The 26,174-nt window shown below is 73.9% G+C and carries 26 protein-coding genes and 1 pseudogene; 12 read left to right on the forward strand and 15 right to left on the reverse strand.

Going from position 1 to position 26,174, the window contains the following annotated elements:
- Nucleotides 1-198 precede the first annotated feature (198 nt).
- The 4 genes from EI169_RS13405 to EI169_RS13420 all read left to right on the forward strand — a co-directional run bounded on the left by EI169_RS13405 (nt 199) and on the right by EI169_RS13420 (nt 4,611).
- Nucleotides 199-1,485: a SufS family cysteine desulfurase gene (locus EI169_RS13405; protein WP_125132785.1), complete on the forward strand. Its 1,287-nt coding sequence runs from the start codon at nt 199-201 to the stop codon at nt 1,483-1,485.
- Nucleotides 1,482-1,916, forward strand: coding sequence for a Fe-S cluster assembly sulfur transfer protein SufU (gene sufU / locus EI169_RS13410; RefSeq protein WP_125132786.1), 435 nt, complete (start codon nt 1,482-1,484; stop codon nt 1,914-1,916). The genes EI169_RS13405 and sufU overlap by 4 nt, the downstream gene beginning before the upstream one ends.
- A 164-nt stretch (nt 1,917-2,080) precedes the next feature.
- Nucleotides 2,081-3,454 (forward strand): cystathionine beta-synthase, encoded by a 1,374-nt coding sequence (locus EI169_RS13415; protein WP_125132787.1) that lies wholly within the window; start codon nt 2,081-2,083, stop codon nt 3,452-3,454.
- Nucleotides 3,451-4,611, forward strand: a complete 1,161-nt coding sequence (locus tag EI169_RS13420) for a cystathionine gamma-synthase (protein WP_125132788.1) — start codon at nt 3,451-3,453, stop codon at nt 4,609-4,611. Before EI169_RS13415 ends, EI169_RS13420 begins: the two co-directional genes overlap by 4 nt.
- 141 nt (nt 4,612-4,752) lie before the next feature.
- Here the strand turns inward: EI169_RS13420 and EI169_RS13425 are convergent, their stop codons facing one another.
- From EI169_RS13425 to EI169_RS13440, 4 genes are all read right to left on the reverse strand, one after another.
- Nucleotides 4,753-6,075, reverse strand: a complete 1,323-nt coding sequence (locus EI169_RS13425) for an LLM class flavin-dependent oxidoreductase (RefSeq protein WP_125132789.1) — start codon at nt 6,073-6,075, stop codon at nt 4,753-4,755.
- A complete protein-coding gene (locus EI169_RS13430; RefSeq protein ID WP_125132790.1) occupies nt 6,072-7,448 on the reverse strand; it encodes an O-acetylhomoserine aminocarboxypropyltransferase/cysteine synthase family protein in 1,377 nt (458 codons plus the stop codon). Before EI169_RS13430 ends, EI169_RS13425 begins: the two co-directional genes overlap by 4 nt.
- 237 nt (nt 7,449-7,685) lie before the next feature.
- Nucleotides 7,686-8,576, reverse strand: coding sequence for an SDR family oxidoreductase (locus tag EI169_RS13435; protein ID WP_125132791.1), 891 nt, complete (start codon nt 8,574-8,576; stop codon nt 7,686-7,688).
- Nucleotides 8,577-8,640: 64 nt separating this feature from the next.
- The gene (locus tag EI169_RS13440; protein ID WP_125132792.1) at nt 8,641-9,198 is read right to left on the reverse strand and encodes a DNA starvation/stationary phase protection protein; all 558 of its coding nucleotides are present in this window, start codon (nt 9,196-9,198) and stop codon (nt 8,641-8,643) included.
- 156 nt (nt 9,199-9,354) lie between these two features.
- On the opposite strand from EI169_RS13440, the gene EI169_RS13445 reads away from it, so the two are divergent.
- Both EI169_RS13445 and EI169_RS13450 read left to right on the forward strand, forming a co-directional pair.
- Complete coding sequence (locus tag EI169_RS13445) at nt 9,355-11,178, forward strand: glycoside hydrolase family 15 protein (protein ID WP_125132793.1); 1,824 nt, start codon at nt 9,355-9,357, stop codon at nt 11,176-11,178.
- A gap of 4 nt (nt 11,179-11,182) precedes the next feature.
- Complete coding sequence (locus EI169_RS13450; protein WP_125132794.1) at nt 11,183-12,064, forward strand: SMP-30/gluconolactonase/LRE family protein; 882 nt, start codon at nt 11,183-11,185, stop codon at nt 12,062-12,064.
- Between the two features lie 91 nt (nt 12,065-12,155).
- Here EI169_RS13450 and EI169_RS13455 read toward each other — a convergent pair whose 3' ends face one another.
- On the reverse strand, nt 12,156-12,656 hold the full coding sequence (locus tag EI169_RS13455; protein ID WP_240640456.1) for a GNAT family N-acetyltransferase: 501 nt from the start codon (nt 12,654-12,656) through the stop codon (nt 12,156-12,158).
- A gap of 183 nt (nt 12,657-12,839) precedes the next feature.
- Complete coding sequence (locus EI169_RS13460; protein WP_125132795.1) at nt 12,840-13,298, reverse strand: SRPBCC family protein; 459 nt, start codon at nt 13,296-13,298, stop codon at nt 12,840-12,842.
- Nucleotides 13,299-13,440: 142 nt separating this feature from the next.
- Between EI169_RS13460 and EI169_RS13465 the strand changes: the two genes are divergently transcribed.
- Nucleotides 13,441-14,160 carry a hypothetical protein gene (locus EI169_RS13465; protein WP_125132796.1) on the forward strand — a complete coding sequence of 240 codons (720 nt, stop codon included), beginning with the start codon at nt 13,441-13,443 and terminating at the stop codon, nt 14,158-14,160.
- Between the two features lie 12 nt (nt 14,161-14,172).
- On the opposite strand, the gene EI169_RS13470 is transcribed toward EI169_RS13465, so the two are convergent.
- From EI169_RS13470 to EI169_RS13495, 7 genes are all read right to left on the reverse strand, one after another.
- On the reverse strand, nt 14,173-15,966 hold the full coding sequence (locus EI169_RS13470) for a gamma-glutamyltransferase (RefSeq protein ID WP_125132797.1): 1,794 nt from the start codon (nt 15,964-15,966) through the stop codon (nt 14,173-14,175).
- 22 nt (nt 15,967-15,988) lie between these two features.
- On the reverse strand, nt 15,989-17,593 hold the full coding sequence (locus EI169_RS13475; RefSeq protein WP_125132798.1) for a molybdopterin-dependent oxidoreductase: 1,605 nt from the start codon (nt 17,591-17,593) through the stop codon (nt 15,989-15,991).
- 83 nt (nt 17,594-17,676) lie between these two features.
- Nucleotides 17,677-18,345 carry a fasciclin domain-containing protein gene (locus EI169_RS13480; protein WP_125132799.1) on the reverse strand — a complete coding sequence of 223 codons (669 nt, stop codon included), beginning with the start codon at nt 18,343-18,345 and terminating at the stop codon, nt 17,677-17,679.
- Nucleotides 18,346-18,474: 129 nt separating this feature from the next.
- A complete protein-coding gene (locus EI169_RS16635) occupies nt 18,475-18,618 on the reverse strand; it encodes a hypothetical protein (RefSeq protein WP_164515502.1) in 144 nt (47 codons plus the stop codon).
- Nucleotides 18,619-18,684: 66 nt separating this feature from the next.
- Nucleotides 18,685-19,653, reverse strand: a complete 969-nt coding sequence (locus EI169_RS13485) for a cation diffusion facilitator family transporter (RefSeq protein WP_125132800.1) — start codon at nt 19,651-19,653, stop codon at nt 18,685-18,687.
- The gene (locus tag EI169_RS13490) at nt 19,650-20,120 is read right to left on the reverse strand and encodes a transporter substrate-binding domain-containing protein (RefSeq protein ID WP_125132801.1); all 471 of its coding nucleotides are present in this window, start codon (nt 20,118-20,120) and stop codon (nt 19,650-19,652) included. Before EI169_RS13490 ends, EI169_RS13485 begins: the two co-directional genes overlap by 4 nt.
- Nucleotides 20,121-20,124: 4 nt before the next feature.
- A complete protein-coding gene (locus EI169_RS13495; RefSeq protein ID WP_125132802.1) occupies nt 20,125-20,496 on the reverse strand; it encodes a nuclear transport factor 2 family protein in 372 nt (123 codons plus the stop codon).
- 62 nt (nt 20,497-20,558) lie between these two features.
- On the opposite strand from EI169_RS13495, the gene EI169_RS13500 reads away from it, so the two are divergent.
- The 5 genes from EI169_RS13500 to EI169_RS13520 all read left to right on the forward strand — a co-directional run bounded on the left by EI169_RS13500 (nt 20,559) and on the right by EI169_RS13520 (nt 24,711).
- Nucleotides 20,559-21,446 (forward strand): aminoglycoside phosphotransferase family protein, encoded by an 888-nt coding sequence (locus EI169_RS13500; RefSeq protein ID WP_125132803.1) that lies wholly within the window; start codon nt 20,559-20,561, stop codon nt 21,444-21,446.
- Between the two features lie 97 nt (nt 21,447-21,543).
- A complete protein-coding gene (locus EI169_RS13505; protein WP_125132804.1) occupies nt 21,544-22,227 on the forward strand; it encodes a hypothetical protein in 684 nt (227 codons plus the stop codon).
- Nucleotides 22,228-22,299: 72 nt separating this feature from the next.
- The gene (locus EI169_RS13510) at nt 22,300-23,661 is read left to right on the forward strand and encodes a D-alanyl-D-alanine carboxypeptidase (protein ID WP_125132805.1); all 1,362 of its coding nucleotides are present in this window, start codon (nt 22,300-22,302) and stop codon (nt 23,659-23,661) included.
- A 5-nt stretch (nt 23,662-23,666) separates the two neighbouring features.
- Complete coding sequence (locus tag EI169_RS13515) at nt 23,667-24,287, forward strand: GyrI-like domain-containing protein (RefSeq protein ID WP_240640458.1); 621 nt, start codon at nt 23,667-23,669, stop codon at nt 24,285-24,287.
- A gap of 37 nt (nt 24,288-24,324) precedes the next feature.
- Nucleotides 24,325-24,711 (forward strand): ester cyclase, encoded by a 387-nt coding sequence (locus EI169_RS13520; RefSeq protein WP_125132807.1) that lies wholly within the window; start codon nt 24,325-24,327, stop codon nt 24,709-24,711.
- Here the strand turns inward: EI169_RS13520 and EI169_RS13525 are convergent.
- Together EI169_RS13525 and EI169_RS16965 are read right to left on the reverse strand one after the other, a co-directional pair.
- Nucleotides 24,708-25,655, reverse strand: a complete 948-nt coding sequence (locus tag EI169_RS13525) for an FAD-dependent monooxygenase (protein WP_276312877.1) — start codon at nt 25,653-25,655, stop codon at nt 24,708-24,710. The genes EI169_RS13520 and EI169_RS13525 overlap by 4 nt on opposite strands.
- 142 nt (nt 25,656-25,797) lie before the next feature.
- Nucleotides 25,798-26,073 (reverse strand): annotated as a pseudogene (locus tag EI169_RS16965) (FAD-dependent monooxygenase); the annotation flags it as partial.
- Nucleotides 26,074-26,174 lie beyond the last annotated feature (101 nt).

The following is a 26,174-nucleotide window of genomic DNA, read 5'->3' on the forward strand; positions in this document are numbered from 1 at the left end:
TCCACCCCGCGCCGCAGGCGGATGCGGTGACCCGAACACCGGTCCGCGGCGGATGAGTCGCGAGGGTCGTACACGAGCGAAGCTAGCCCCCGGGCGGTCGCGGCATCCCGCCGTTGACGGGGCCATCAGGCTCTGATACGCGCCGCCGGCCCCGGCGATCGGGGAGGATGGAGGAGGCCCGTCGGGCCGGGAGGATCCATGTCCACGTCGAATCACCACACCGCCGCGCCCGCGCGTGTCACCCGCGGCACCGTCGCCCCGCGGGACGACTTCCCCGTCTTCTCGCACCGGCCCGGGCAGGTCCTGCTCGATTCGGCGGCCACCTCGCAGCCGCCGGCCGTCGTGCTGGACGCGCAGCGCACCTTCACCGAGGATGCGTACGCCGCCGTGCACCGCGGCTCGAGCGCCGCCACCGGGTCGGCGACGGCCGCGTTCGAGCGCGCCCGGTCGCGCGTCGCCTCCTTCATCGGCGCGGGCGAGGACGAGCTGGTGTGGACCGCGAACGCGACCGACGCCCTGAATCTGCTCGCGTGGTCGTTCACGGAGGCGGCGCTGGAGGGAACCGGCCGCCTCGCGCTGCGAACGGGCGACGAGATCGTCGTCACCGAGGCCGAGCACCACGCCAACCTCGTGCCGTGGCAGCGGCTCGCCGCGCGCACGGGCGCCGTGCTGCGCGTCGTGCCCGTGGCCGACGACGGCACGTGGACGATCGACGCGATGCGCCAGGTCGTGGGCGCGCGCACGCGCCTCATCGCGTTCGCGCACGTCTCGAACGTCACGGGATTCATCGCCCCCGTCGCCGATGTCGTCGAGCTCGCCGCCGCCGTGGGCGCGGCGACGATCCTCGACGCGTGCCAGTCGGTGCCCCACCGCCCGGTCGACGTGCGAGCGCTCGGCGTCGACTTCGCGGCATTCTCGGCGCACAAGATGCTCGGGCCGACCGGCATCGGCGGCCTCTACGGGCGCTCCGAGCTGCTCGCCTCCCTCCCCCCGGGCCGCACCGGCGGATCGGCCATCACGACGGTGACGCTCGAGCGCGCCGAGTTCCTCCCGCCGCCGCACCGCTTCGAGCCGGGCACCCAGCCGGTCGTCCAGGCCGTGGGCTTCGCCGCGGCCGCCGACTACCTGGACGGCATCGGCATGGACGTCGTCGCGGCGCACGAGGACGAGCTCGCCGCCCTCCTGTACGACACCGTGGCCGCGATCCCGGGCGTCCACGTCGTCGGCCCGGCAGCCGGAGCGCCGCGCGCGGGGCTCGTGAGCTTCGTCGTCGACGGCGTCCACGCGCACGATGTCGGCCAGTTCCTCGACGACCGCGGCGTGGTCGTGCGCACGGGGCACCACTGCGCGCAGCCGCTGCACCGGCGCCTGGGCGTGCACGCCACGACGCGCGCGAGCGCCTACGTCTACACCGACGCCGACGACGTCGCCGCGCTCGGCGACGCGCTCGCCGGAGTGCGCGCGTACTTCGGAGCCGACCGATGAGCGGACTCGACGACCTGTACCGCGAAGTCATCCTCGACCACAGCCGGCGCCCGGTCGGCCGGGGCGACGTCTCGGCCGCGGCCGTCACGCACCACGAGCTGAACCCCACGTGCGGCGACGAGGTCACGGTGGGCGTCACGCTCTCCGCCGACGACCGCATCACGACGCTCGTGTGGGACGGGCACGGATGCAGCATCTCGACGGCGTCCGCGTCGATGCTGACGGAGCTGGCCACCGGCCTTCCGCGGACCGAGGCGCAGCAGCTCATCGACGACTTCCGCGCCATGCTCCGCGGCGCCGGCGAGGTCGAGCCGGCCGAGAGCCTCGGCGATGCGGCCGCGTTCGCGGGCGTCGCGCGCCTGGTGACCCGAGTGAAGTGCGCGATGCTGCCGTGGGTCGCGCTGGAGGCGTGCCTGCGCACGGCGCCGTAGCGCCGCATCCGGGACCCCGCCCGTCACACGGCTTGCGGCGCGCAGTCGCGCGGATATGCTGGGGGCGTGCAGACCTGTCGTTGTTGTCGCTGAGCGCCTCGCGCTCGCCCCGACGACCCCGTCCGCACCGCCGCGCGCCGCGCGGAGACCGAAGGAATGCATCCGTGCGCTACGCCTCGAGCGTGACCGACCTCATCGGCAACACCCCCCTCGTCCGCCTGAACCGCGTGACCGACGGCATCGCCGCCACGGTCCTCGCCAAGATCGAGTTCGTCAATCCGGGCGGCTCGTCGAAGGACCGCATCGCCGCGAACATCGTCGACGCCGCTGAGGCGTCGGGCGACCTGAAGCCCGGCGGCACGATCGTCGAGCCGACCAGCGGCAACACCGGCGTCGGACTCGCCCTCGTCGCGCAGCAGCGCGGCTACCGCTGCGTGTTCGTCGTGCCCGACAAGGTGGCCGAGGACAAACGGGCCGTGCTGCGCGCGTACGGTGCGGAGGTCGTGGTGGCGCCGACCGCCGTCGCCCCCGACGACCCGCGCTCGTACTACAGCGTGTCGCGGCGGATCGTCGCCGAGACCCCCGGCGCATACATGCCGAACCAGTACGACAACCCGAACGGGCCGCGCAGCCACTACGAGTCCACGGGGCCCGAGATCTGGCGCGACACCGACGGCGGCCTCACGCACTTCGTCGCCGGGGTCGGCACGGGCGGCACGATCAGCGGCACCGGCCGCTACCTCAAGGAGGTCTCCGGCGGTGCGGTGCGCATCGTCGGGGCCGACCCCGAGGGCTCGATCTACTCCGGCGGCACGGGACGCCCGTACTTCGTCGAGGGCGTCGGCGAGGACTTCTGGCCCGGCGCCTACGACGGCAGCGTCGTCGACGAGATCATCCCCGTGACCGACGCCGAGGCGTTCGCGATGACCCGCCGGCTCGCCCGCGAGGAGGGCCTCCTCGTCGGGGGCTCGAGCGGCATGGCGGTCGTCGCCGCGCTCCGCGCCGCCCGCGACCTGCCCGCCGACGCCGTCGTCGTCGTGCTCCTGCCCGACTCCGGGCGCGGATACCTCGCGAAGGTGTTCGACGACGGCTGGATGCGGCGCCGCGGCTTCGCGACCGACGACGCCGCGGACGGCGCGCCGCTCGCGTCCCTCGCCGACGCGGCGACGATCCCCGTCCTGTCCCCCGGTCTCGCCGCCGCCGACGCGATCGACGCGCTGCGCGGCGCCGGGGTCGCGATCGGCGTCGTGTCGGCGCATCCCGAGCCCGTGCTCGGCGAGATCGCGGGTGCCGTGACGCTCGACACGCTCGGCGCCGCCGACCCCGCCGCATCCGTGGGCGACCTCGCCGGCGCGCCGCTTCCGGTCGTCGGCGTCGGCAGCCCGCTCGACGAGGCGCGCGCCGCGCTCGACGAGCGCGGCGCCGTCGTCGTCGCCCGCGAGGGACGCCCCGTCGCCGTGCTGACGCGCGACGCCCTCGACGCCGCATCCGCCCGTCCGTCCTCCGCCGCATCCGAATCCGCAGGAGCCCTCTCGTGACCGTCGACCCGTCCGCCCTCTCGTTCGACAGCCTCGCCGTGCACGCCGGGCAGGCCGCCGACGCCACGACCGGCGCCGTGATCCCGCCCGTGCACTTCTCCACGACGTTCGTGCAGGACGGCATCGGGGGCCTGCGCGGAGGGTGGGAGTACGGCCGCAGCGGCAACCCCACCCGCACCGCGCTGCAGGAGCAGCTCGCCGCGCTCGAAGGTGGGCGGCACGCGCTGTCGTTCGCGTCGGGCCTGGCGGCCGAGGACGCGCTGCTGCGTGCGGCGCTGAAGCCCGGCGACGACGTGCTCCTCGGCAACGACGTCTACGGCGGCACGTACCGCCTGCTCGCACGCGTGCTCGGACCGTGGGGCGTGGGGCTGCGGATCGTCGACATGAGCGACCTCGATCACGTGCGCGCGGCCGTCGCTGAGAAGGCGCCGACCATCCTGTGGGTCGAGACGCCGAGCAACCCGCTCCTGCGCGTCACCGACATCGCGGGGCTCGCGCAGCTCGGTCACGACGCGGGCTCCCTCGTCGTGGTGGACAACACGTTCGCCTCGCCGGCGCTGCAGCGTCCGCTCGCGCACGGCGCCGATGTCGTCGTGCACTCGACGACGAAGTACCTCGGCGGGCACTCCGACGTCGTCGGCGGGGCGCTCGTGCTCGACGACGACGCCCTGGCCGAGAAGACCACGTTCCTGCAGTTCGCCGCCGGCGCCGTGTCGGGCCCCATGGACGCGTGGCTGACCACGCGCGGCATCAAGACGCTCGCGCTGCGGATGCAGCGGCACAGTGAGAACGGACTCGCCCTCGCCGAGTTCCTCGACGCCGACGACCGCGTCGCGCACGTGTACTACCCCGGTCTTCCCGCCCACCCCGGGCACGACATCGCGCGGCGCCAGATGACGGGCTTCGGCGGGATCGTCTCGGTCGCGCTCGAGGACGCCGAATCCGCCCGCCGCTTCGCGGAGTCGCTGCGGGTGTTCCAGCTCGCCGAGTCGCTCGGCGGCGTCGAGTCGCTCGTGAACTACCCCGACGCCATGACGCACGCCTCCGTGCGCGGCACGGAGCTCGCGGTGCCCGCCGAGGTCGTGCGCCTGTCGGTCGGCATCGAAGACGTCGACGACCTGCGCGCCGACCTCGACCAGGCGCTCTCCGCCCTCTGACCCTCCGCCGGGCGGCCACCGCGCGCCGCGAGATCAGGCGAATCGGTCGAGATCAGCACGAATTCCGTCGAAAAGTACTGCATCCGGCCGATTTGCCTGATCCGGCCGGCGCTCGGGCAGCGGTCGCCTCCGCCGCGCAGGTCAGAACGCGTCGAGGTTGGCGGCGAGACCGCCTGCGACGTAGTCGTCGCGCAGGATGCCGCGGCGCCGCAGGATCGGCACGAGCTCGTCGAGGGCGCGGTGCACCGTCACCGGATGCAGGTCGCCGGAGAAGATGAGGCCGTCGTTATCGGCCTCCTCCCCCAGCTCCTCGATGAGGTCGGCGAGCTCGCCCGCCGTCCCCACCGTGCCGCTGATGCCGTCGCCGATGCGCCCGAGTCGCGCCTTGCCCGCGAGGATCTCGCGGAACGGCACGTCGGCGAACGAGTCGAACCGGCCCCGGAGCCCCTTGATCGTGCCCTGCGACACGTGCTCGCCGAAGATGCCCTCGTCCAGCGGCCGGTCGAGGTCGAGCACCGTGAGGTCGGTCTCGAGGTCGCTCGACCACGCCTCGGCGACCGCGCGCAGCGCCGCGTCGTCGGGATCGGCGGAGGCGGCGACGATCCGGTCGGCCTCCTCGACCGAGGCCGCGACGATCGGCTTGAACACGAAGAGCGTCTTGATCGCATCGGCGTCGCGTCCGGCGGCGACCGTCGCCGCGCGCACGCGCTCGCGGTACGCGCGGATCGCGGTGACGTCGAGGTTCGACAGCGCGAGCTGGATGTGCGAGTTCGCGGCGGCGAACCCGATGCCCCGCGGCGAGCCTCCCGGCGACGCGATGACCGGCTCGTGCACGAGCGGCTCGGCGTTGAGCGGTCCGTCGAAGCTCCAGTACGCGCCGCGGTGCTCGACCGCGCGGATCTTCGTGCCGTCGGCGTAGATCTCGGTCTCGGTGTCGAGGATGAGCGCGTCGTCGTCCCAGCTGCGCCACAGCAGCCGCAGCGCGTCGAGCCACTCCTGGGCCCGGTCGTACGCGGCGTCGTGGGGCAGGCGCTCCTGCCCGAAGTGGTGCGCGGAGCCGACGTCGGTCACGACGTTGAGCCCGACGCGGTCGCCGCTCAGATGCTGGAGCGACGCGAACTGCCGCGCCGCGGTGTACGGATGCCACGCCGCCGGGTTCGCCGTCGGGATGACCCCGAGGTGGCGCGTGGCGGCGAACAGGTACGGCGCCAGGGTCCAGGGATCGTGCTTGGGCCCGCCGTATGCCTTCCGCACCCGCAGGTCGAGCGTCGCGGGGCTGATCCCCACCGACAGCGCGTCCTCGATGAGGAGGAAGTCGAAGCCCGCCTGCTCGAGCTCGCGCGCGGACTGCTGGTACAGGTCCGGCCGCTTCCAGTCGTGGTTCCACTGCCAGTACGGACGCGCCCACCCGTGCGGACCGAATCCGCGCGAGAGGAACCAGCCGAAGTGCTGCGGCTTCGTCATCGCGCACCCGCCTCGACGACGCGGGCGGATGCGGCCGCGGCGGTCTCCGGTGCGGCGGGGGTCGCCGCATCGGATGTCGCGGCGCGCGCGGCGACGAGCGCCTGCGCGAGGTCACGGATGAGGTCGTCGGGGTCTTCGACGCCGATCGACAGGCGCACGAGCCCCGGGTCGATGCCCGATGCGACGCGCTCCTCCTCGGTGCGGCCGACGTGCGTGGTCGAGCCGGGGTGCAGGACGAGCGAGCGCACGTCGCCCAGGTGCGACATCCGCGTGAACAGCGTCACGGCGTCGATGAACGCGCGGGCGGCCGCGAGACCGCCGCGGAGCGTCACGCCGAACACCGACCCCTGCCCGCGCGGCAGGTACGTGCGCGCGAGGTCGCGCGACGGGCTCGAGTCCAGTCCGCTGTAGTCCACGGCCGCGACCTCGGGCTGTCGCTCGAGCCAGCGGGCGACGGCGAGCGCGGAGTCGGACTGCCGCTGCACCCGCAGTGAGAGCGTCTCGATGCCCTGGAGCACGAGGAACGAGTTCAGCGGCGACGCGGCCGGGCCGAACCGCATCGCAAGGGTGCGCGCGAAGTCGAGGTACGCCAACTCGCCCGCCCGTTCGATCCGAGTGCGCCCGTCGGGGCCGCGCTCGAGTGAGAACTGCGGGAAGCGGTCATCGGCGGCCCAGTCGAACCGGCCCGCGTCGACCACGACGCCGCCGAGGACCGTGCCGTGGCCGGAGAGGAACTTGCTCGCCGAATGCACGACGATGTCGGCGCCGTGCTCGATCGGACGCAGCAGGTACGGGCTCGCGAGGGTGTTGTCCACGACGAGCGGGATGTGCGCGTCGTGCGCGACCTGGGCGACGGCGGCGATGTCGAGCAGGTCGTTCTTGGGGTTCGGGATCGACTCGGCGAACAGCGCGCGCGTGCGCGGTGTGATCGCGCGGCGCCACTGCGCCGCATCCGCGTTGTCCGCGACGAACGTCACGGCGATGCCGAAGCGCGCCAGCGTCTCGCGGAGGAACTCGCGCGACCCCTCGTACAGGCTCGATGACGCCACGATGTGGTCGCCGGATGCGGCGAGCGCGAGCAGGGCCGTCGAGGTCGCCGCCTGTCCGCTCCCCACGAACAGCGCGCCGGCGCCGCCTTCGAGTGCGGCGATGCGCCGCTCGAGGGCGGCGTGCGTGGGGTTGGACACGCGCGTGTAGGCGTGCCCGTCTTCGGAGCCGTCGAACCGGCCCGACGCCTGCGCGAAGTCGTCGAACACGAACCCGGCGCTGAGGTAGATCGGGGTCGCCCGCGGACGGTGCCCCGCGTGATGCTCGGTGCCGGCGTGCACCTGGCGCGTCGCGAAGTTCCATCCCTCGATGTCGACCGTGCTCATGCGTCCCCCGGGCTCGCAGCGTGCACCGGACCGTCCGGTGCCCTCCCGCGACGGTAGGCGCCAACCGCCGCCCGCGCCCACCGGCCCGTCACACGCCGTCACACCCGCGGACCGCCCGCGCGCCGCGGCGCCGCCGCGCCGCACAGAATTCAGGCCGAGACGACATCTCCGGGACCGCACGGCCCGAATGGGCCGGATTCTCCTGAGTTCTGCGCAGCGCGGGTACGTCGCGGGGCGTCAGTGGACGGGCATGCCGCCGGTCACGGCGATCGTCTCGCCGACGACGTAGCTCGCCTCCTGCGACGCGAGGAAGACGAACGCCGGCGCGAGCTCGACCGGCTGCCCCGCGCGGCCGATCGGCGTCTGCGAGCCGAACTCCTCGATCTTCTCGTTCGGCACGAAGGCGGGCTGCAGCGGCGTCCAGACCGGCCCCGGCGCGACGCCGTTGACCCGGATGCCGCGCTCGATGAGCTGCTGCGCCATCGCGCGCGTCCAGTTGGCGATGCCGGCCTTCGACACGGCGTACTCCGCGAGCGACGGCGAGGGCTGGAAGCCCTGCACGCTCGAGGTCGTGATGATCGCCGCGCCCGGCTGCAGGTGCGGCGATGCGGCCTTGGTCATCCAGAACAGCGGGTAGATGTTCGCGCCGAGCACGTGCTCGAGGGTCTTCGTCTCGAAGTCGTCGATGCTGTCGACCGTCGGCATCGTGCCGGCGTTCAGGACCAGGATGTCCAGGCCCCCGAGCTCAGCGACGGCCTTCTCGACCACCTCGGTGCTCGTGGCCTCCTCCTGCAGGTCACCCGGAAGGAGGACCGCGGTGCGCCCTTCGGCGCGGACGAGCTCGGCGACCTCCTCGGCCTGTCGCTGCTCGGTGGGGAGGAAGCTCAGCGCGACGTCGGCGCCCTCACGGGCGTACGCGATCGCGACGGCGCGGCCGATGCCGGAGTCGGCTCCCGTGACGAGCGCCTTCCGGCCGGGCAGGCGCCCCTTGCCGATGTACGTCGCCTCGCCGTGGTCGGGAGCGGGGTCCATCTCGTGGATGTCGCCGGGCCCCTCCTGCTGCTGCGGCGGGAACGGCGGCCGCGGGTACTGCGTGGTGGGGTCCTGGGCGGTGTACATGTCAGCCATGCGCGCCACGGTATGCCGCGGCCGCGGCCCGCCGCGCAGGGGTTGCGGCGGGCCGCCCGGGGCTCTATCGCGTGGCGGGCGTGCGGTTCTCGGCGCTCACCATCCACGACAGCTGCTCGAGCCGCTCGAGGATCGCGTGCAGGATGTCGGCGCTCGTGGGGTCTTCCTCGTCGACCTCGTCGTGCACGCCGCGCACCGTGCCGGTGGCCGCATCGATGCGCTCGGTGATGAGGTCGATGACCTCGGCCGTGTCGATCTCGCCCTGCGGGAACTCCGGCAGCGTCGTCGTCTCGGCCATCGTGTCGCTGCGGCCGTCGGGCAGCGCGTGCAGCGCCCGCATCCGCTCGGCGACGGTGTCGCTGAACTCGCGCGCCGCGTCGATCACCTCGTCGAGCTGCAGATGCGTGTCGCGGAAGTTCTTGCCGACGACGTTCCAGTGGGCCTGCTTGCCCTGGATCGACAGCTCGATGAGGTCGACGAGCACCTTCTGGAGGTTCTCGCTGAGCTGCTGCGACGCGGTGAAGCCGCGCTCGGCGTTCTCCTCCTTCGTCAGGCCGGCACCCGCGCCGCCGCGCGCGGGGCGACGACGGTTCTTGGTCGATGACTGCTGAGTGGGGGACATGCACGTTCCTTTCCATCGCGGTCCTTCGACGCTAGATCGGGCCCCCTCCGACGGGGGCGGGGTTGTGCGATCGCGCGGCCGCGGCTAGCGCTACCGCGTCCGCGCCCCCGCGACAAGCCCGCGCCGCCCGCCCGGGGCTGTTCGTAGCGTGAGGGCATGCCGCCGGCATCAGACACGCCCCCCTCGACCGACGCGCCCGACCTCCGCGAGTACGCCGCGATCGGCGACGGCCGCACCGTCGCGCTCATCGGCCGCCGCGGCCAGGTGGACTGGCTGCCCGTGCCGAACCTCGACTCGATGCCGGTGTTCGCGCGTCTCGTCGACGACGACACCGGCGGATGCATCGAGCTCGAGCCGGACGAGGAGTACACCGTGCGCCGGCGTTACGTGCCGCGGACGAACGTGCTCGAGACGACGTATCGCACTCGCAACGGGCGCGCGCGCGTGACCGACGCGCTCGTCACGGGGGTGGCGGGCCGCCTGCCGTGGGCCGAGCTCGCCCGCCGCGTGGAGGGCCTGCGCGGCAGCATCCGGTTCCGTTGGCGCGTGCAGCCGGGGACGCGCCTGCAGACGGCGGCGCCGTGGGTGGAGCGGCAGGACGGCGTGTCGATCCTGCGCGTGGGTGACGTGTCGCTCGCGGTCGTGGGCGACGGCCACGGCGAGCCCGAGCCCGCCGCCGACGACCCCGCCGCCCCGTCGGTTCACGGCGGGTTCGCCACCGCGGAGGGCTCCCGGCACGTGCTCATCGTCGTCGCGACCGACGGCGAGCCGCTGCACCTCCCCGACCCCGGCAACGTGCAGCGCGGCATCGACCGCACGATCGAGGGCTGGCGGGCCTGGTCGCGCGAGTTCTCGTACGACGGACCGTGGCAGGAGCAGGTGCAGCGCAGCGCCCTGGCGCTGAAGCTCCTCGTGTACGCGCCGAGCGGGGCGATCGCGGCCGCCGCGACGACCTCGCTGCCGGAGAACCCGCGGGGCGGGAAGAACTGGGACTACCGGTTCGCGTGGGTGCGCGACCTCGCCTACACCGCGCACGCGCTCGTCGAGTTCGGGCTGCGTGAGGAGACGCACGCGGCGATCTCGTGGATGCTGCGCACCATCCGCGCCGGCGGATCGGAGCCCGAGGTCTTCTACACGCTCGACGGCCGGATCGCCGACGGCGTGCGCACCCACGACGTCGGCGGCTGGCACGGCATCGGTCCGGTCGTCACCGGGAACCCCGCCCACGGCCAGCTGCAGCTCGGCGTGTACGGCGACCTGTTCGCCATCTGCCGCACGTACGTCGCGGCGGGGAACATCCTCGACGTTGCGACGGGGCGCTCGCTGGCGGCCCTCGCCGACCGCACGTGCGACCTATGGCGCCGTCCCGACTCCGGCATGTGGGAGCTGCCGGAGATCCGCCACTACACGTCGTCGAAGATGGGCTGCTGGCAGGCGCTGAATGACGCCGTGGCGCTCGCGGAGGCGGGCCAGATCCCCGGCAGCCCCGATCGGTGGCGCTCCGAGCGCGACCGCATCCGGGAGTGGGTGGCCGAGCACGGCTGGTCGGACGAGGCCGGCAGCTACGTCATGTACCCGGGCACGACCGACCTCGACACGTCGGTGCTGCTGCACGCCGAGAGCGGGTTCGACCGCGGCGACCGCATGGCCGCGACGATCGACGCGATCACGCGCGACCTGTCGGCCGGTGCGCTGCTGTACCGCTACACCGGCGTCGAGTCCGAGGAGCACACGTTCGTCGCGTCCGCGTTCTGGCGGGCGTCGGCGCTCGCGTGCACCGGCCGGCACGCGGACGCGGTCGCCGCTATGGACGACCTCGTCGAGCGCAGCAACGACGTGGGCCTGTTCGCCGAGATGATCTCCGAGCACGACGGGAGGTTCTGGGGCAATCTCCCCCAGGCCCTCAGCCACCTCGCGGTCGTCAACGCGGCGCTGCGGATCCGGGAACTCGTGCCCGAGAGGATGCTGAGGGGGCGATGACACCGTGACGCATGAGCGGTCGCCACGCGTGTTCCGGCGGTTGCGCTCGATCCTCGTCGAGAGCATCTTCTGGGACGCCCGCACCGACGAGCTGTGCTGGGTCGACATCACCGAGGGCACGTTCCACCGCGCCCGGCTCGACGGCGCCGAGGACGGGTCGGATGACCGCGTCGTGTCGCTGCCGCCGCCGTGCAGCGCGGTGCAGCCCGCCGCCGGCGACGGGTACGTCGCCGCGCTGAAGGATGCGACCGTGCTGCTCGACGCCGACGGGCGGATCGTGCGCGAACTCGCACGCGTGACGCATTCCCACGGCGGCATCCGCTTCAACGAGGGCAAGGCCGACCCGTTCGGGCGCTTCATCGTCGGCGCGATGGACGTCACGTCGGATGAGCCGGATGCGGCGGTCTACGCGTTCACCGCCGACGGCGCCGTCGAGGTGCTCCGCGGCGGCTTCGCGATCACGAACGGCATGGAGTGGTCGGACGACGGTCGGCTGATGTGGATCACCGACACCGGCACGAAGACGATCTACCGCGCGCCGTACGGTCCGGGCGCGCAGCCGCTGGGCGACCTCGCGCCGTTCGTGCGGGGCCGCATGTCGGACGGGCTCGTGCGCGATGCGGCGGGCGGCTTCTGGAACGCCGTCTACGGCGACGGCGAGGTCGTGCACTGGTCGGCCGACGGCGGGTTCGCCGCATCCGTGCCGGTGCCGGCGCCGAACGTGACGTCGGTCGCCTTCGGCGGCCCGGAGCTCTCGACGCTGTTCATCGGCACGGCGCGGGAGAACCTCGACGAGCGCGCGCTCGAAGACGCGCCGCTCAGCGGCTCGATCTTCGCGGCCGACGTCGGCGCGCGCGGACTGCCGGTGCACGTCTTCGGCGCCTGACGCGCGAGAGTGCACGGTGGCGGCGAAAGTGCACCCGCGAGCGAGCGGATTCGTCGCGACGGTGCACTTTCGCGGTGGCGCCGCGCGGAGGTCAGCCGAGAGGCTTGCGCAGGTAGACCTCGTCGCCGCCGGTCTTGCCGCCGGCGCGCTCGGACTCGCGGTAGCCCTCGCGCTCGTAGAGCCGGATGTTCGCCTCGCTGAGGCGGCCGGTGAACAGCTCGGCCTCGCGCGCGCCGGCGTCGCGGCCGCGTTCCTCCACGGCACCGAGGATGAGGGAGCCGAGTCCTTCGCCCTGCAGGTCGGGGGCGACGGCGATACGGCCGATCAGCAGCAGGTCGCCGTCCCGGCGCGCCCGTGCGGCGGCGAGCATGCGACCGTCTCGGACGGCGACGCATCCGAGGTTCTCGGTGAGCTCGGCGCGCAGCTCCTCGAGGGTCTGCGTGAGCGGCGGCATGTCGGGGTCGCCGTAGATGAGGGCCTCCGACGCGAACGCGGCGCGCTGCAGGGTCAGCACCTCCCCGGCGTCATCGGGCGTGATCGCGCGGACCACGACGTCGCCGGCAGACCCGTCAGAGGGCGCTGACGATGCCACGGTCGGCCAGCTCCGCGCGCAGCTCGTCTTCGAACACGTCGGCGTCGTCGCGCAGATCGGGGGATTCGTCCAGGGTGTTCATGCGGACCTCCGGGGGCAGGGAAAAGACATACCCAGTGAACACGCCAACGCGCCCCGGTCGTCGAGCGTTGACAACCGGGGCGCGCGGCGTTACCGCCGGGGTCAGTCGCGCGGCACGTCGCCTCGCCACTCGCCGGTCTCAGCGCCGCGGCTCTCGATGAACTCCTTGAAGTTCTTCAGGTCCTTCTTCACGGCGTGCTGACCGGCGCCGAGCAGCGACCCGGCCTTCTCGAGCAGCCCCTCGGGCTCCCAGTCGATCTGCACGGTGACGCGCGTCTGCGCGTCCGACAGCTTGTGGAAAGTCACCGCGCCGGCGTGCTCGGTGTCGCCGCCGATGCTGCGCCACGCGACGCGCTCGTCGGGGTGCTGCTCGGTCACCTGCGCGTCGAACTCGCGCTCGGCACCGGCGACCTTGACCTTCCAGTGCAGGTCGGTGTCGTCGCGCTGGGTGATCGAGACGACCTCGTCCATGAAGGACGGGAAGCTCTCGAACTGCGTCCACTGGTTGTACGCCGTGCTCACGGGCACGTCGACGTCGATGGTTTCGATGATCTGGACCATGTCGCTCCTCGTTGTGTGGACCCCCACCCCATCGCACCGACACGTCATCGGAGCGGGGATTGACAACCCGGCGGGGAGTGTCAAGGCCCTGCGGACCCGCGACGCGCGACACCTAGCGTGAGCCGTCACGAGAGGAGTGCGCATGAGCGACGACATCCCCGTCACGCGGCGGCGGCAGGCCGAGGCCGCGGATGCGGCGGCCGAGGTGCCCGCGGGCGGTCGGGGCGCCGACACCGGCGCGGTCGACAGCACGCGCATCGGCGACGGCGACGTCGCGCCGCTGCAGAACGTCTCGAGCCAGAACGACATCCCCGGCGTCGGCACGCGTCGCGGCGACGGCGGGATCGAGTCGGGCCTGGAGCGCCGCCGCGCGCGCCGCAACGGCGCCGACGGCTCCGGCGACGACGCGGCGGAGGCCGACGCGCCGGACGGCGCGACGACGCCGGCATCCGACTCGCTCGCCCAGCGCTACGAGCCGGGCGTCGACGCCGCGCACGCGCGCGACAGCCGCGCCGCCGGGCCCGCCGCGAGCGACGGCGACCCCGGGTCCGCACAGGAGCGACCGGACGGCCGCGGCGGGGCGCTCGCGGATCGCGCGGGCTCCCGGTGGGCGGTGCTTCCCGCGGCGATCGTGGGGGTCGTCGCGGTGGTGCTGTTCGCCTTCGCCGTGCCGGTCGCCCCCGCTCTCGCGTGGATCGCGATCGCGCTCGAGGTCGCCCTGTTCGCGGTGCTCGTCGCGAGCGCCGCGGGGCTGCGCGCCGGACGCTGCCGGCGCCTGTCGATCCTCGTGCCGACGGTCGGCATGATCGCCGTCGCGCTCGTGTTCGCGGTCATCCTGCTCGTGATCGCGGTGAGCCGCTGACGCGCGCCGGCGTCAGCGGCCCGCGGCGTAGCCGGAGCCGCCGCGCGGGTTGGCGGCGGCCGACAGCGTGCCGTCCGACGGGTCGCGCGACACGGCCGACAGGCGCCCGAGCGACCAGCCGCCCGAGACCGTGACGACGTGACCGCGGGCGCGGAGGTCGGCGATCACGTCTTCCCCGAGGCGGTCTTCGACGACGACGCCGCGGGGCTCCCACGCCCGCGGCCAGAACGAGCTCGGCAGGTGCGTCGTGTGGAGCGTCGGCGCGTCGATCGCCTGCTGCGGGCTGTAGCCGCCGACGATGCGGCGCACCAGATACGGCACCTGCCACTGGTCCTGCTGGTCTCCGCCCGGCGTGCCGAGGGCCTCGATGACCACCCCGCCGCCGGCCAGCAGCGTCGGCGACAGCGTCGTGCGGGGGCGGGCGCCGGGGCGCAGGGCCGCGGGCGCGCTCTCGTCGAGCCACGCCATCTGCAGCCGGGTGCCCGCCGCGATGCCGAGCGACGGCACCGCGGGCGAGGACTGCAGCCAGCCGCCCGACGGGGTGAGGCTCGCCATGTTGCCGGCGGCGTCGACGACGTCGATGTGGCACGTGTCGCCCCGGGTCTCGCCGTTCGCGCGCACCGTCGGCTCGCCCGTGCTGCCGCCCGCGGCAGCGGATGCCTCGAACAGCGGCGGCACGAAGGCCTCGAGCCCCGGCACCGCACCGGGGCGCCAGTCGTCGCTCGCCTCCTCGCCGATGAGGGTCGCGCGCTCGCGGGCGTAATCGTCGGAGAGGAGCACCGCCAGCGCCTCCCGCGCGTCCTCGCCGTAGTACGCATCACGGTCGGCCAGCGCGAGCTTGAGCGCCTCGACGACGAGGTGCGCGCCGCGCGCGGTCGACGGGTCGAGCTCGATGTCGGGGAAGGTCGCGAGGATCGCGAGGGTCTGCAGCAGCACGGGGCCCGATCCCCACGCCGCGGCCTTGACCACGTCGACACCGCGGAACCGGTACGACACCGGCTCCTCCCACGACGCGTCGTGGCCGCGGACGTCGTCCAGGCTCAGCACGCCGGCGTAGTCGCCGCCGTCGGAGTGGCGGTGCGGGCGCGCGAGGAACGCCGTGAGCTCGCGCGCCACGAACCCCTCGCGCCACTGCGCGAGCACCGCGTCGAGTCGGTCGTCGCGGGTCGACCCGACGCCGGAGGCGACGACGAGCCGCCGCAGCGCATCGGCCCACGCGGGGTTGCGGAACGTCTCGCCCGCGTGCGGCGGGCGACCCGCGGGCATCCACAGCGCCGCGGAGGTCGGCCACGCGTCGCGGAACAGCCCCTCCACCGATCGCACCGTGCGCGCCCACGCCGGCGACACCGGCACGCCGTTCTCGGCGTAGTGCACGGCGTATGCGGCGACGTCGGCGAACTCCCACGTGCCGTGCGTGCGCAGCAACAGCACGAGCGCGGGGAACGCCCCCGGAATGGCGGCGGCCAGTCCGCCCGCCCCCGGCACGGCGTCGAGCCCGAGGCCACGGTAGTGCGCGATCGTCGCGCCGGCCGGCGCCGGCCCCTGCCCCGACAGCACGCGCGGGGAGGCGGCGCGAGGCGCGACGAGCCCGACGAGGTCGCCGGCGGGTCCGTTGAGGTGGGGCTCGGCGAGGTGGAGCACGAGGCTCCCGGCCACCGCCGCGTCGAACGCGTTGCCGCCGCGCTCGAGCACGCTCTGCGCCGTGCCGGTCGCGAGCCAGTGGGTCGAGGCGGCCATGCCGAACGAGCCGCTGAGGTCGGGCCGCGTCGTGAACGCGGGAGGCGAGGCCCAGGGGGAGGAGCTCATCGGGCCATTCTCCCCCGCCGCGTCACGTGACCGACACGAGCGTCCGCTGCCATCCGCTCGATCCGTTGGGGGCGATCGGCGCCGCTTCCTGGATCTGGACGTTGCCCGCCTTGTCCACCGCCCGCACGGTGATGTAGTGCGTGCCGGGCGTCGCCTGCCACGGCAGGGTCCACTGCACCCACGTGTCGTCGTTGACCGGATTCGACAGCGTCGCCTGCTGCCACTCGCCGTCGTCGATGCTCAGCTCGACGCGCGCGACGCCCACGCCCTGCGCCCACGCCATCCCCGCGATCGGCACGAGACCGGCCGGGACCGGCGATCCGATCTTCGGCGTATCCACGCGGCTGGACATCTTGATCGGCGCCTGGGCACTGTATCCGCGCGGGGTCCAGTACGCCTCGTCCTGCGCGAAGGTCGTGACCTTCAGCTCCGTCAGCCACTTCGTGGCCGAGACGTAGCCGTACAGACCCGGCACGACCATGCGCACGGGGAACCCGTGCTCGAGCGGCAGCGGCTCGCCGTTCATCGCCACGGCGAGGATCGCGTCGATCGACGGGTCGGTGAGGGCGCTGAGCGGGGTCGACGCGGTGTAGCCGTCGACGCTGCGCGAGAGCACCATGTCGGCGTCGGCGCCCGGGGCCGCCATCGCGAGCACGTCGCGCACCGGCACGCCGAGCCAGCGCGCGTTGCCGACGAGATCGCCGCCGATCTCGTTCGACACGCACGTGAGAGTGATGACGTACTCGTCCAGGCCCATGCCGATGAGGTCGTCGAACGACAGCTCGACGCGCTGTCCGACCATGCCGTCTACGACCAGGCGCCACGTCGTCGGGTCGATCTGCGGCACGGTGAGGGCCGTGTCGACGCGGTAGAAGTCCGCGTTCGACGTGAACAGCGGCGTGATACCCGGCACGTCGAGCTCGGCACCCGCGGGAACGGCCACCGTGGCGCGGGGTGCGGGCAGGCGCAGCGCGTCGCGGGCCGCGGCGATCGAGGCGGATGCGGCGTTCACGACGCGGGCGCCGACGCCCACGACGACCGCGGCCGCAGCGGTGATCGCGGAGAAGAGGAGGAACGATCGGCGGTCGACGCGCGCTCCGGTCGACGTCGCGTCGGCTCCGTCTCCGGATGCCGCGTCGGCCTCGGCGGGTTCCGCGGCGACAGCGGCGGCCGCCGACGTCCAGCGGCGCAGGCGCTCGCTCATCATGACGAGGAGCCCCACCCCCACGACCGTGCCGAGCACGGGCGGCAGCCACGACAGGAAGCCCGCGCCGGAGCGGGTGGCCACTGCCGCGGTCGCGGCGGCGCCGCCGAGCGCGAGGAGGATCGCCCCGAACGGCGGCCGCCGGTACTGCAGCAGGCCGGCGAGGGCCGCGCCGATCGCGGCGGCGATGCCGAGGCCCACGAGCAGCGCGACCTTGTCGAGCGACCCGAAGGCCGTGATCGCGAACTCCTTGAGCGGCCGTGGGACGACGTCGACGACGAACGAGCCGACCGCCAGGAGCGGGCTGGCGTCCCGGGCGAGGACGGCGGCGAAGGCCTCGCTCGCGGCCAGGAGCGCCGCCGCGGCGACGACTCCGACGAGGGCCGACCACGCCAGGGCGCGCGGCGCGCGGGGTGCGGACATCGAGAACTCCTCTGCTCATGGCAGCGGGGCCGCGGATGCCGGAAGCATCCGCGGCCCCGCTGAGATCCGGTGGCTGATTCCTATCAGTTGGCCGGCGGCATGAGAACGGTGTCGATGAGGTACACCGTCGCGTTGGCCGTCTGCACGCCACCGCAGATGACGTTGGCGTCGTTGACCTTGAGCGAGTCGCCGCTGCCGGAGACGGTCAGGTCCTGACCCTCGACGGTCGCGAGCGTGCCGACGACGTCCTCGGGCGAGAGCTGGCCCTGCACGACGTGGTACGTGAGGATCTTGGTCAGCAGCGCCGAGTCGGTCTTGAGGGTCTCGATGGTGGCGGGGTCGATCTTGCCGAACGCGTCGTCGACGGGAGCGAAGACCGTGAACTCGCCGCCGTTGAGCGTGTCGACGAGGTTGACCTGCGGGTTCAGCTGGCCGCTGACCGCCTGCACGAGCGTCTTCAGCAGCGGGTTGTTCGAGGCGGCCGTGGCCACGGGGTCCTGCGACATGCCCTCGACCGAACCGGCGCCCGACGGCACCTGCGCGGCGTAGTCGGCGCAGCCGGGGCCGACGAGGTTGGCGGCCGGGTCCATCATGTCGCTCGACGCGGACGCCGACGGCGTGGACATGGGCGCCGAGCTCTCCTCGGTCGTCCCACCCGACGATGCGCTGCCACCCGAACATGCGGCGAGCGCGAAGGTCGACGCGAGGACCAGGCCGAGGGCCGCGGTCAGGTGCTTCTTCTTCGTGAGCATGACTTCCTCCGAATCCGTGAGCCGATGCGGCTCGATGTGCTGTGCCGCCGGATGGCGGTTGGCCGGTCGCCCGGCCGCACACTCTGTTCGGGGTCGCCCGCGAATCGGATGGGAGGAGTTTTCGCGGCCTCAGTCCGCGTGGTCGGGATGGCCGTCCGAGACGGCGTCGCCGGTGACCTCGTGCTCGCGCTCGATGTCCCGGATGGCGTCGGTCTTCAGGTCGTCGGCGGGGTTGCCGTCGTCGGGCGAGACAGGGGGGATCGGGGTGCTCATGGTTTCTCCTTCCGAGGGGGACAGGCTAGATCCCGGGCGCCGGCGCGCCGCGGGGGTTGCGCCCGCTCACGTGGGGCGGCTCGCGGTCGCGGGGAACTCCGCGACGGGCACGATCTCGACGTCGTGGAGCTTCCAGTTCAGACGCCGGGCGCCCGCGCGGGCCCGCGCGAGGGTGCGCAGCGACGGCGTCCGGCCGCGTCGGGGCCGCACGAAGGCCTCGACGTGCAGGAACATGCCGTGGTCGCGCGTGCGCGTGCGCACCTCCTCGACCCACCGCAGCTGCGAGAGGTAGTCGTGCAGGCGCGCCACGTCGGGGTGCGTCTCCTCGTCGTCGAAGGTGGTCGCGCGCGTGTCCATGAGGTCGGTGATCGCGGCGCGGGTGTTCTTCACGCCGTCCCACACGATGCTCCCGGCGATGAAGATCGCCGCCGCCGCATCCATCCACCACAGCCCGATCCCGATGCCGAGCACGCCGACGATCGAGCCGACCGCGGTCTGCCAGTCGGCCTTGTTCATGTCGGCGTCGGCGTACAGCACCTTGTCGTGCAGCTCGCGGGCGAGCTTCATCTTCACGCGGCCGAACCAGATGGGCAGCGGGATCGTGAGCGCCATCACGGCGATCATGAGCCAGCCGAGCCACACGCTCTCGCCGAACAGCACGACCGACCCGATCGGCGGCCGCTGGCCGCGGAGGAGGGTCGAGAGCGACTCCACGACGAGGAACGCGCCCATCGCGAACAGGGCGACACCGGCCACGAGGTGCCCGACGCCGACCGAGCGGGAGAAGCCGTACGGGTAGCGCGGGGTGGCCGGGCGCCGCATGACGCGCACCGACACGAGGAACGCCAGCGGCGGGGCGAGCGAGAGGAGGTCTTCGATCCATGCCGCACGCATCGCCTGCGAATTGCCGACCACGAGGCCGACGAGCGTGATCGTCACGACGAGGAAGACGATCGTCGCCCACTCGAGGCGGATCGCGCGGCGCAGCGTCGCCTGCAGCTCGGGCGGCAGCTGCGTGAGGGCGTCGGTGCTCATGATCCGCCGTTCTCCCGCAGGTAGGTCTCGAGGTCGACGAGCAGACGGTTCTCCCCCATGCGGGTGAGGACGACGTGCTTCTCGGTGACGTCGTCGTCCGTCCGCGTCTCGCGGTACACCGCGGAGACCGCCGCCTTGTCGGTCCACGGCGTGTCGTCGGTGAAGCCGCCGATGGCGACGTCGATGCGCCCGCTGTCGAGGGCGTCTGCGAGCACCCCTTCACTCCCCTCGACCCAGGTCACCTCCGCGCCCGCCGCCTCGGCGAAGCCCTCGAGGAGCGTCACCTCGCTGCCCCGCGGAGATGTCCCGCTCGTGTCGACCCACGGCGGATTGTGGGTCACCCCCACGCGCAACTCGCCGCCGTCGATGCGCTCGGTGGTGCCCTCGGTGTCGCGCGGCAGTCCGCACGCGGCGAGCGCGACCAGGAGCGCCGCCGCCATCGGGATCGCGACGAGCCGTCGGGTCACGCCGTCACTCCTCGCCCTCACGCACGGGCCCCGGCTCCATGAACCACTCGACCATGGAGCGGGCGCGCCCGTCGGCGGCGAGCTCGACGACCCACAGGTTCGCGTAGTCGCGTCCGCTCGTGTAGTGCGTGCGGCCCTCGATGACCCCGACGTCGCCGGTCATCGCGATCGGTCGGCCGTCGAAGGTCCACTCGCCCGGCTCGTCGCGGTGCGCGAGCCATTCCCGCACGATCGCGTCCTGCCCGATCCACGGGTGCGGGTCGTACGGACCGCCCGCGTACGTCCCGTCGTCGGTGAAGAGCGCGCGGATGTCGTCGGGCTCGTTCGACGCCCACGCCCGGAGGTAGGCGTCGAGCCACTGCTGGAGTCGTTCCATGATCCACCCCTACCGAGGAGGCGCGGCGCGGTCAACGGGGTGGCGCCGCGTACACTCGGGCGGTGCCGATCATCCCCGCCGCCGAGGTCGAGGTCACCGCGGAGCTCGTCCGCGGCCTCCTCTCGGCCCAGGCCCCCGCGCTCCTGGGCGGCCGCGAACGGATGCGGCGGGCCGCCGCCGGCTGGGACAGCGAGATGTGGCGCCTGGGCGACGACCTCGTCGTGCGCCTGCCGCGACGCGCGGCGGCGGCACCGCTGATCCGGCACGAGCAGCAGGCGCTTCCCGCGATCGCGCAGCGCCTCGCGGCGACGGGCGTCGCCGTGCCGGCACCCGTCTTCGCGGGCACGCCCTCCGAGCAGTTCCCGTGGCCCTGGTCGGTCGCGCCGTGGTTCGAGGGCGACGCGGTCACCGGCACCCCGCGGTCCGCGCGCACGGCGTGGGCCGCGACGCTCGCGCGCGCGCTCGTCGCGCTGCACGCGGATGCGCCGCCCACCGCGCCGCGGAACCCGGTGCGGGGCGTGCCCCTGGCCGAGCGCGACGAGGGCGTCCGCGCGCGGATGTCCGCCGCATCCGCCGACCTGCGCGCCGTAGCCGTGCGGCGGTGGGAGGCGGCCCTGGCGGCGCCGCCGTGGACCTCGGCGCCCGTGTGGATCCACGGCGACCTGCACCCCGGGAACCTCGTCGCCCGAGACGGCGCGCTGCGCGCGATCGTCGACTTCGGCGACGTCACCTCCGGCGACCCCGCGTACGACCTCGCCGTCGGGTGGCTCGCGTTCGATCGCGCCGGGCGCGAGCGCTTCGCCGCCGCGACCGGCGAGCGCTACGACGCCGCGACGTGGACCCGCGCCGCGGGGTGGGCGGCGGCGATCGCGCTGCTGCTCCTCGCTCACGGCGACGAGGATCCCGCCTTCGCCGCCGAGGGGCGCACGGCGCTGCGCGAGCTCGCCTGAGCCGCCGCGCCTGAGCCGCCGCGCGGAGCGTACCGGCTCCGGCCGCAGCGCGGACAGGGGCATCGGGGCGGGCACGCCCGCGCGGCATGTTTGCGGGATGCCCGCCGCCGTCTCCGCCGCCGTCGGCGCGGCGCTGCGCGGGGTGTTCGCGGCGATCCTCCTCGTCCGGCGCCCCCGCCCCATCCACGCGCACGGCGTCGTGCTGGAGGGGATGCTGGTCCCCTCCCCCCGCGTGAGCTCGAGTGGCATCGCGTGGTTCGACGACGCCGCCGCGCCGATCCGCGTCGTCGCCCGGCTGTCGCGCTCGGTCGGGCTGCCGGCAGCGCTCCCCGACGTGTGGGGGCTCGCCGTCCGCGGCGACGCCGAAGGGCACGCTGCGGACCTCGAGCTCGCGACCACCGGCATCGGCGTCCCCGGCCGCTTCGCGCTCGTGCCGCGCCGGTCGCCCGGCGGCGCGGCGTACACGGCGCTCCTGCCGTCGCGAGGCGACGCCGGACCGCTGCTCCTCGCCGCCCTCGCCGATCGGGCGACGCCGCTGCCGAGCCGGCTCGCCGACCTGCGCGCGGCCCTCGCGGATGCGCCGTGGCGGCTCCGGGTGTGCGTGGCCCGGCCGGTCGGGCGATGGCATCCGGTGGGCGAGCTCGTCCTCTCTGCCGCCGCCGACCAGGACGATCGGGCGCTCCGCTTCGACGCGGTGGAGAACGCACCGCCGGGGATCGGCGCGTACGGATGGGTGCGCCGCATCCGCCAGCCGTCGTACCGGCGCGCGCGGCGGACGTGATCCCGGCCCCCTTTGGATGCGAAGTCCACGCTTCTCGGGCAGGATGAGCGGAGGACTGACCGGAGGGGCCGCATGACGACGCAGCAGGACGCGCCCGACGCGACCGAGGAGCTCGCCGGCTGGCTGCGCGACGGCGCCGATGCGCGGGCCGCGGCCGACGACCCCGTCCGCCGCGCACGCCGGCGCCGCTCGCGGCTCATCGCGGGCGTCGTCGTCCTCGCGCTGCTCGTGCTGTCCGTCGGCGGAGCCGGCGGATACGCCGTGTGGGCGCTCAACGCACCGCTTCCGGAGCCGGTCGTCTCTCTCCAGACCCCGCAGCCGCCCCGCACGCCGGTCGCCGCCGTCCCGATGCCCGGCGACGGCGCCGCCGTCGTGGCCGTCGCGGGGGCCGACGCGTATCTCGGACCCGACGCATCCGCGGCGTGGCTGCGGTCGGGTGACGACTCCCCGCGGCCGATCGCGAGCCTGACCAAGCTCATCACCACGCTCGTGATCCTCGACGCGCACCCGCTCCCGGGCCCCGACGACCCCGGGCCGACCCTGACGTTCGACAAGGCCGATCACGACCTCTATGACGCGTACTACGTGCTGGGCGCGACCGTCGCGCCCATGCCGACGGGCACCCGCATGTCGCTGCGCGACGCGCTCGCCACGATGCTGCTGCCCTCCGCCAGCAACTACGCCGACGCGACGGCGTCGTGGGCGTTCGGCTCGACGGGGGCCTTCGCCGGCGCCGCGCGCCGCTGGCTCGACGCGCACGGCCTCGCGAGCACGCGCATCGTCGAGCCCACCGGCATCGACCGCCGCAACACCAGCACGCCGGGCGACCTGCTCGCCCTGGCGAAGATCGCCGCCGCCGACCCGGTCGTGGCGGGGCTGGCGGGACGCAGCTCGATGCGGGTGCCCGGCGCGGGCGACCTCTACAACACCAATGGGCTGCTGGGCGTCGACGGCATCACCGGCCTGAAGACCGGGAATCTCGGCGAGGGCACGTTCAACCTCGTCTACACCGCCACCGCCGACGTGGGCTCCGGGACGCCGCTCGCCGTGACGGGCGTCATGCTCGGCGGTCCGAGCCGAGACGCGGTCGAGCGGGCCACGCGTGAGGTGCTCGCGGGCCTCCGCGCCGGCTTCCACCGGGTGCCGCTCGCACAGCCCGGCGACCGGATCGGGTCGGTCACGGCACGGTGGGGCGCCGAGGCCGACATCGTCATCGGCGCATCCGCCGACGTCCTCACGTGGTCGGACACGGCGATCGCGGTGACGCTCGACACGCGGAAGCCCACGACCTATGCCGACGGCGAGGAGATCGGCGCGATCTCATGGACCGCCGGGCCAGACGCGGCGAGGGCGCCCGTCGTGATCGCCGGCGGCATCGAACCGCCGGACGCGTGGTGGCGCCTCACGCACCCCGACCTGCTCGGCGGGGACTGACGCCGGTGGCCGCCGCCCCCGACCTCACCGCCGCGCTCCCCGGCTATCGCGCCCGGCGCGGCCGCATCGACGTCGTGGAACTCCCGCCCGCGCGGTACCTCATGGTGGACGGGCAGGGTGACCCCAACACCGCGGCGCGCTATGCCGACGCGCTCGCGACGCTGTACCCGGTCGCCTACCGGCTGAAGTTCTTCAGCAAGCGGGAGCTCGGACGCGACCATCGCGTGCTGCCGCTGGAAGCCCTGTGGTGGGCGGACGACCTGGCCTCGTTCACCACCGCGCGCGACAAGGACCGGTGGCGGTGGACGGCGATGATCCGCACGCCGGACTGGATCACTCGCGAGGACGTCGACACGGTCGTCGCCGCCGTCGCGGCCGCCGGCGCGCCGTCGCTCCTGTCCGACCTGCGCTGGGACACGCTCGAGGAGGGGCTCGTCGCGCAGACCCTCCACGTCGGCCCGTACGACGCGGAGGCGCCGGCGCTCGCGCGCCTGCACGACGAGGTCCTCCCCGCGCAGGGGCTCCGCCCGACCGGCCACCACCACGAGATCTACCTCACCGACGCCCGCCGCACCGCGCCGGAGCGGCTGCGCACGATCCTCCGGCAGCCGGTCGCGCGCGTCTGAGCGACCGGCGGCCAGGCGATCCTGCGAGGATGGCCGGATGGAGTCGTGGCAGCTGCACGAGTGGTTCGCCGAGTACCTCGACGCGTACAACCGGCACGATCCCGAGGCGCTGCGGGCGTTCGTCGACCCCCACGTGCGACGCGCGCACCTGCCGGGCGGGGTCGACGCGTTCCTCTCGGATGCGGCGGACCTGTGGCACGCGTTCCCGGATTGGCGGTGGCGCAGCATCCAGGTGATCGCCGAGGACGACCGCATCGCGGCGCACGTGCGCGGCAGCGGCACACACACCGGGGTGTACGCCGGCATCGAGCCGACGCGGCGGCGGGTGAACGTGGCGGAATTCGTGATGTACCGCATCGTCAACGGGCGCATCGGCGCCGCCACCGGCTCCGGCGACGCCGAGCTGCGCGCGCAGCTGCTCTAGTGCGCGCGGCGCGCCCATGCCGGCGCACGTTCGGGGCGGGGTCCGATCCCGATGACCGCCGCGGGGAGCGCCGACAGCGCCGGCACCGCGCGCAGCAGCCGGACGACGAGCGCGGGCGCCTGCAGGTCGTGCGCGAGCGCCGGCATGATCACGAACCGGTGGAGGAGCCGTTGGACGCTCTGGATGACGACCGTCGGCAGCATGCGCCGCCGCTGCACGCGGGCGAGGACGCGAGCCCCCTCGCGCGTCCGCATCCCGCCCTCGCGCAGCGGCGCGGCGAGGATGCGCGCGGCGGCCACGGCGTCCTGCACCGCGAGGTTGATGCCGACGCCGCCGACGGGCGACATCGCGTGGGCGGCGTCGCCGATGCACAGCACGCCGTTCGCGTACCAGCGGCGGAGGCGGTCGAGCCGCACATCGAGATGCTTGACGTCGACCATCGACGCGACCGAGCCGGCATCGCCCGCGAGCTCGGGGAACAGGTCCGCCGCGTCGGCGCGGAACGCCTCGATGCCGCGGGCGCGCACCTGCGCGTCGGTGCCCTCGGGTCCGAGACCCGCGACCTGCACGTACCCCTCCCGCGGGATCCCGATCGCGACGTGACCGCCCTTCAGGCGCGGCAGGAGGTTCTCCTCGAGGTGCAGGTCGGACGTGATGCGGTACCACCACACGTCGAACCCGACCGGGAACTCCCGCTTCGGGAAGCCGACGCTCTGCCGCACGCGCGACCAGCGGCCGTCGCACGCCACGACGAGATCCGCCTCGAGCGCCCCGGGGCCGTCCGGGCCGACGTACCGCACGCCCGTCGCCCGGCCGTTCGCCCGCGTGACCGCCGTCACCTCGTGGCGCCGCAGCAGCGTGAACGTCGGCTCGGCGGCCGCCGCATCCGCCAGCAGGTCGAGCAGATCCCACTGCGGCACCATCGCGATGTAGGGGTGGCGCACCGGCAGGCGGCCGAAATCCGCGAGGACGGGCGTCGTCGCCGCCGCCGGGAAGGCGCACGCGGCGGATCGTGGAATGCCGGATCGCGTCGAAGCGCTCGAACAGGCCGAGATCGTCGAGGAGGGCGAGGGTCGTCGGATGCACCGTGTCGCCGCGGAAGTCGCGGAGGAAGTCGGCGTGCTTCTCGAGCACCGTCACCGCGACGCCCGCCCGGGCGAGGAGGAGGCCGAGCACCAGCCCCGCGGGGCCGCCGCCGACGATCGCGCACGTCGTGCGCCGGCTGGCTGACCCGTCCGCGCTCATGCCGCCATCATGGCGTGCGTGCGGACTGGGCGTCGAGCACCTCAGAGAGTCACGAACAACTGCGCGCGCAGCACGTCCGCTCGCCGCCACGAGTTCGCCGTGCACCCCCGGCCGCATGAGGCACGCGGCCGCTCCTCCGGCGATGTCGGTGGCCCCTCGTAGTGTGAGGGTTGTCAGCGAGAGAAGTGCCCACTCTCCCGAGGTTCGGATGGTGGTGC

Origin of the sequence: Microbacterium sp. 10M-3C3 (assembly GCF_003931875.1) — a bacterium.
In the GTDB taxonomy this organism is placed as follows: Bacteria; Actinomycetota; Actinomycetes; order Actinomycetales; family Microbacteriaceae; genus Microbacterium.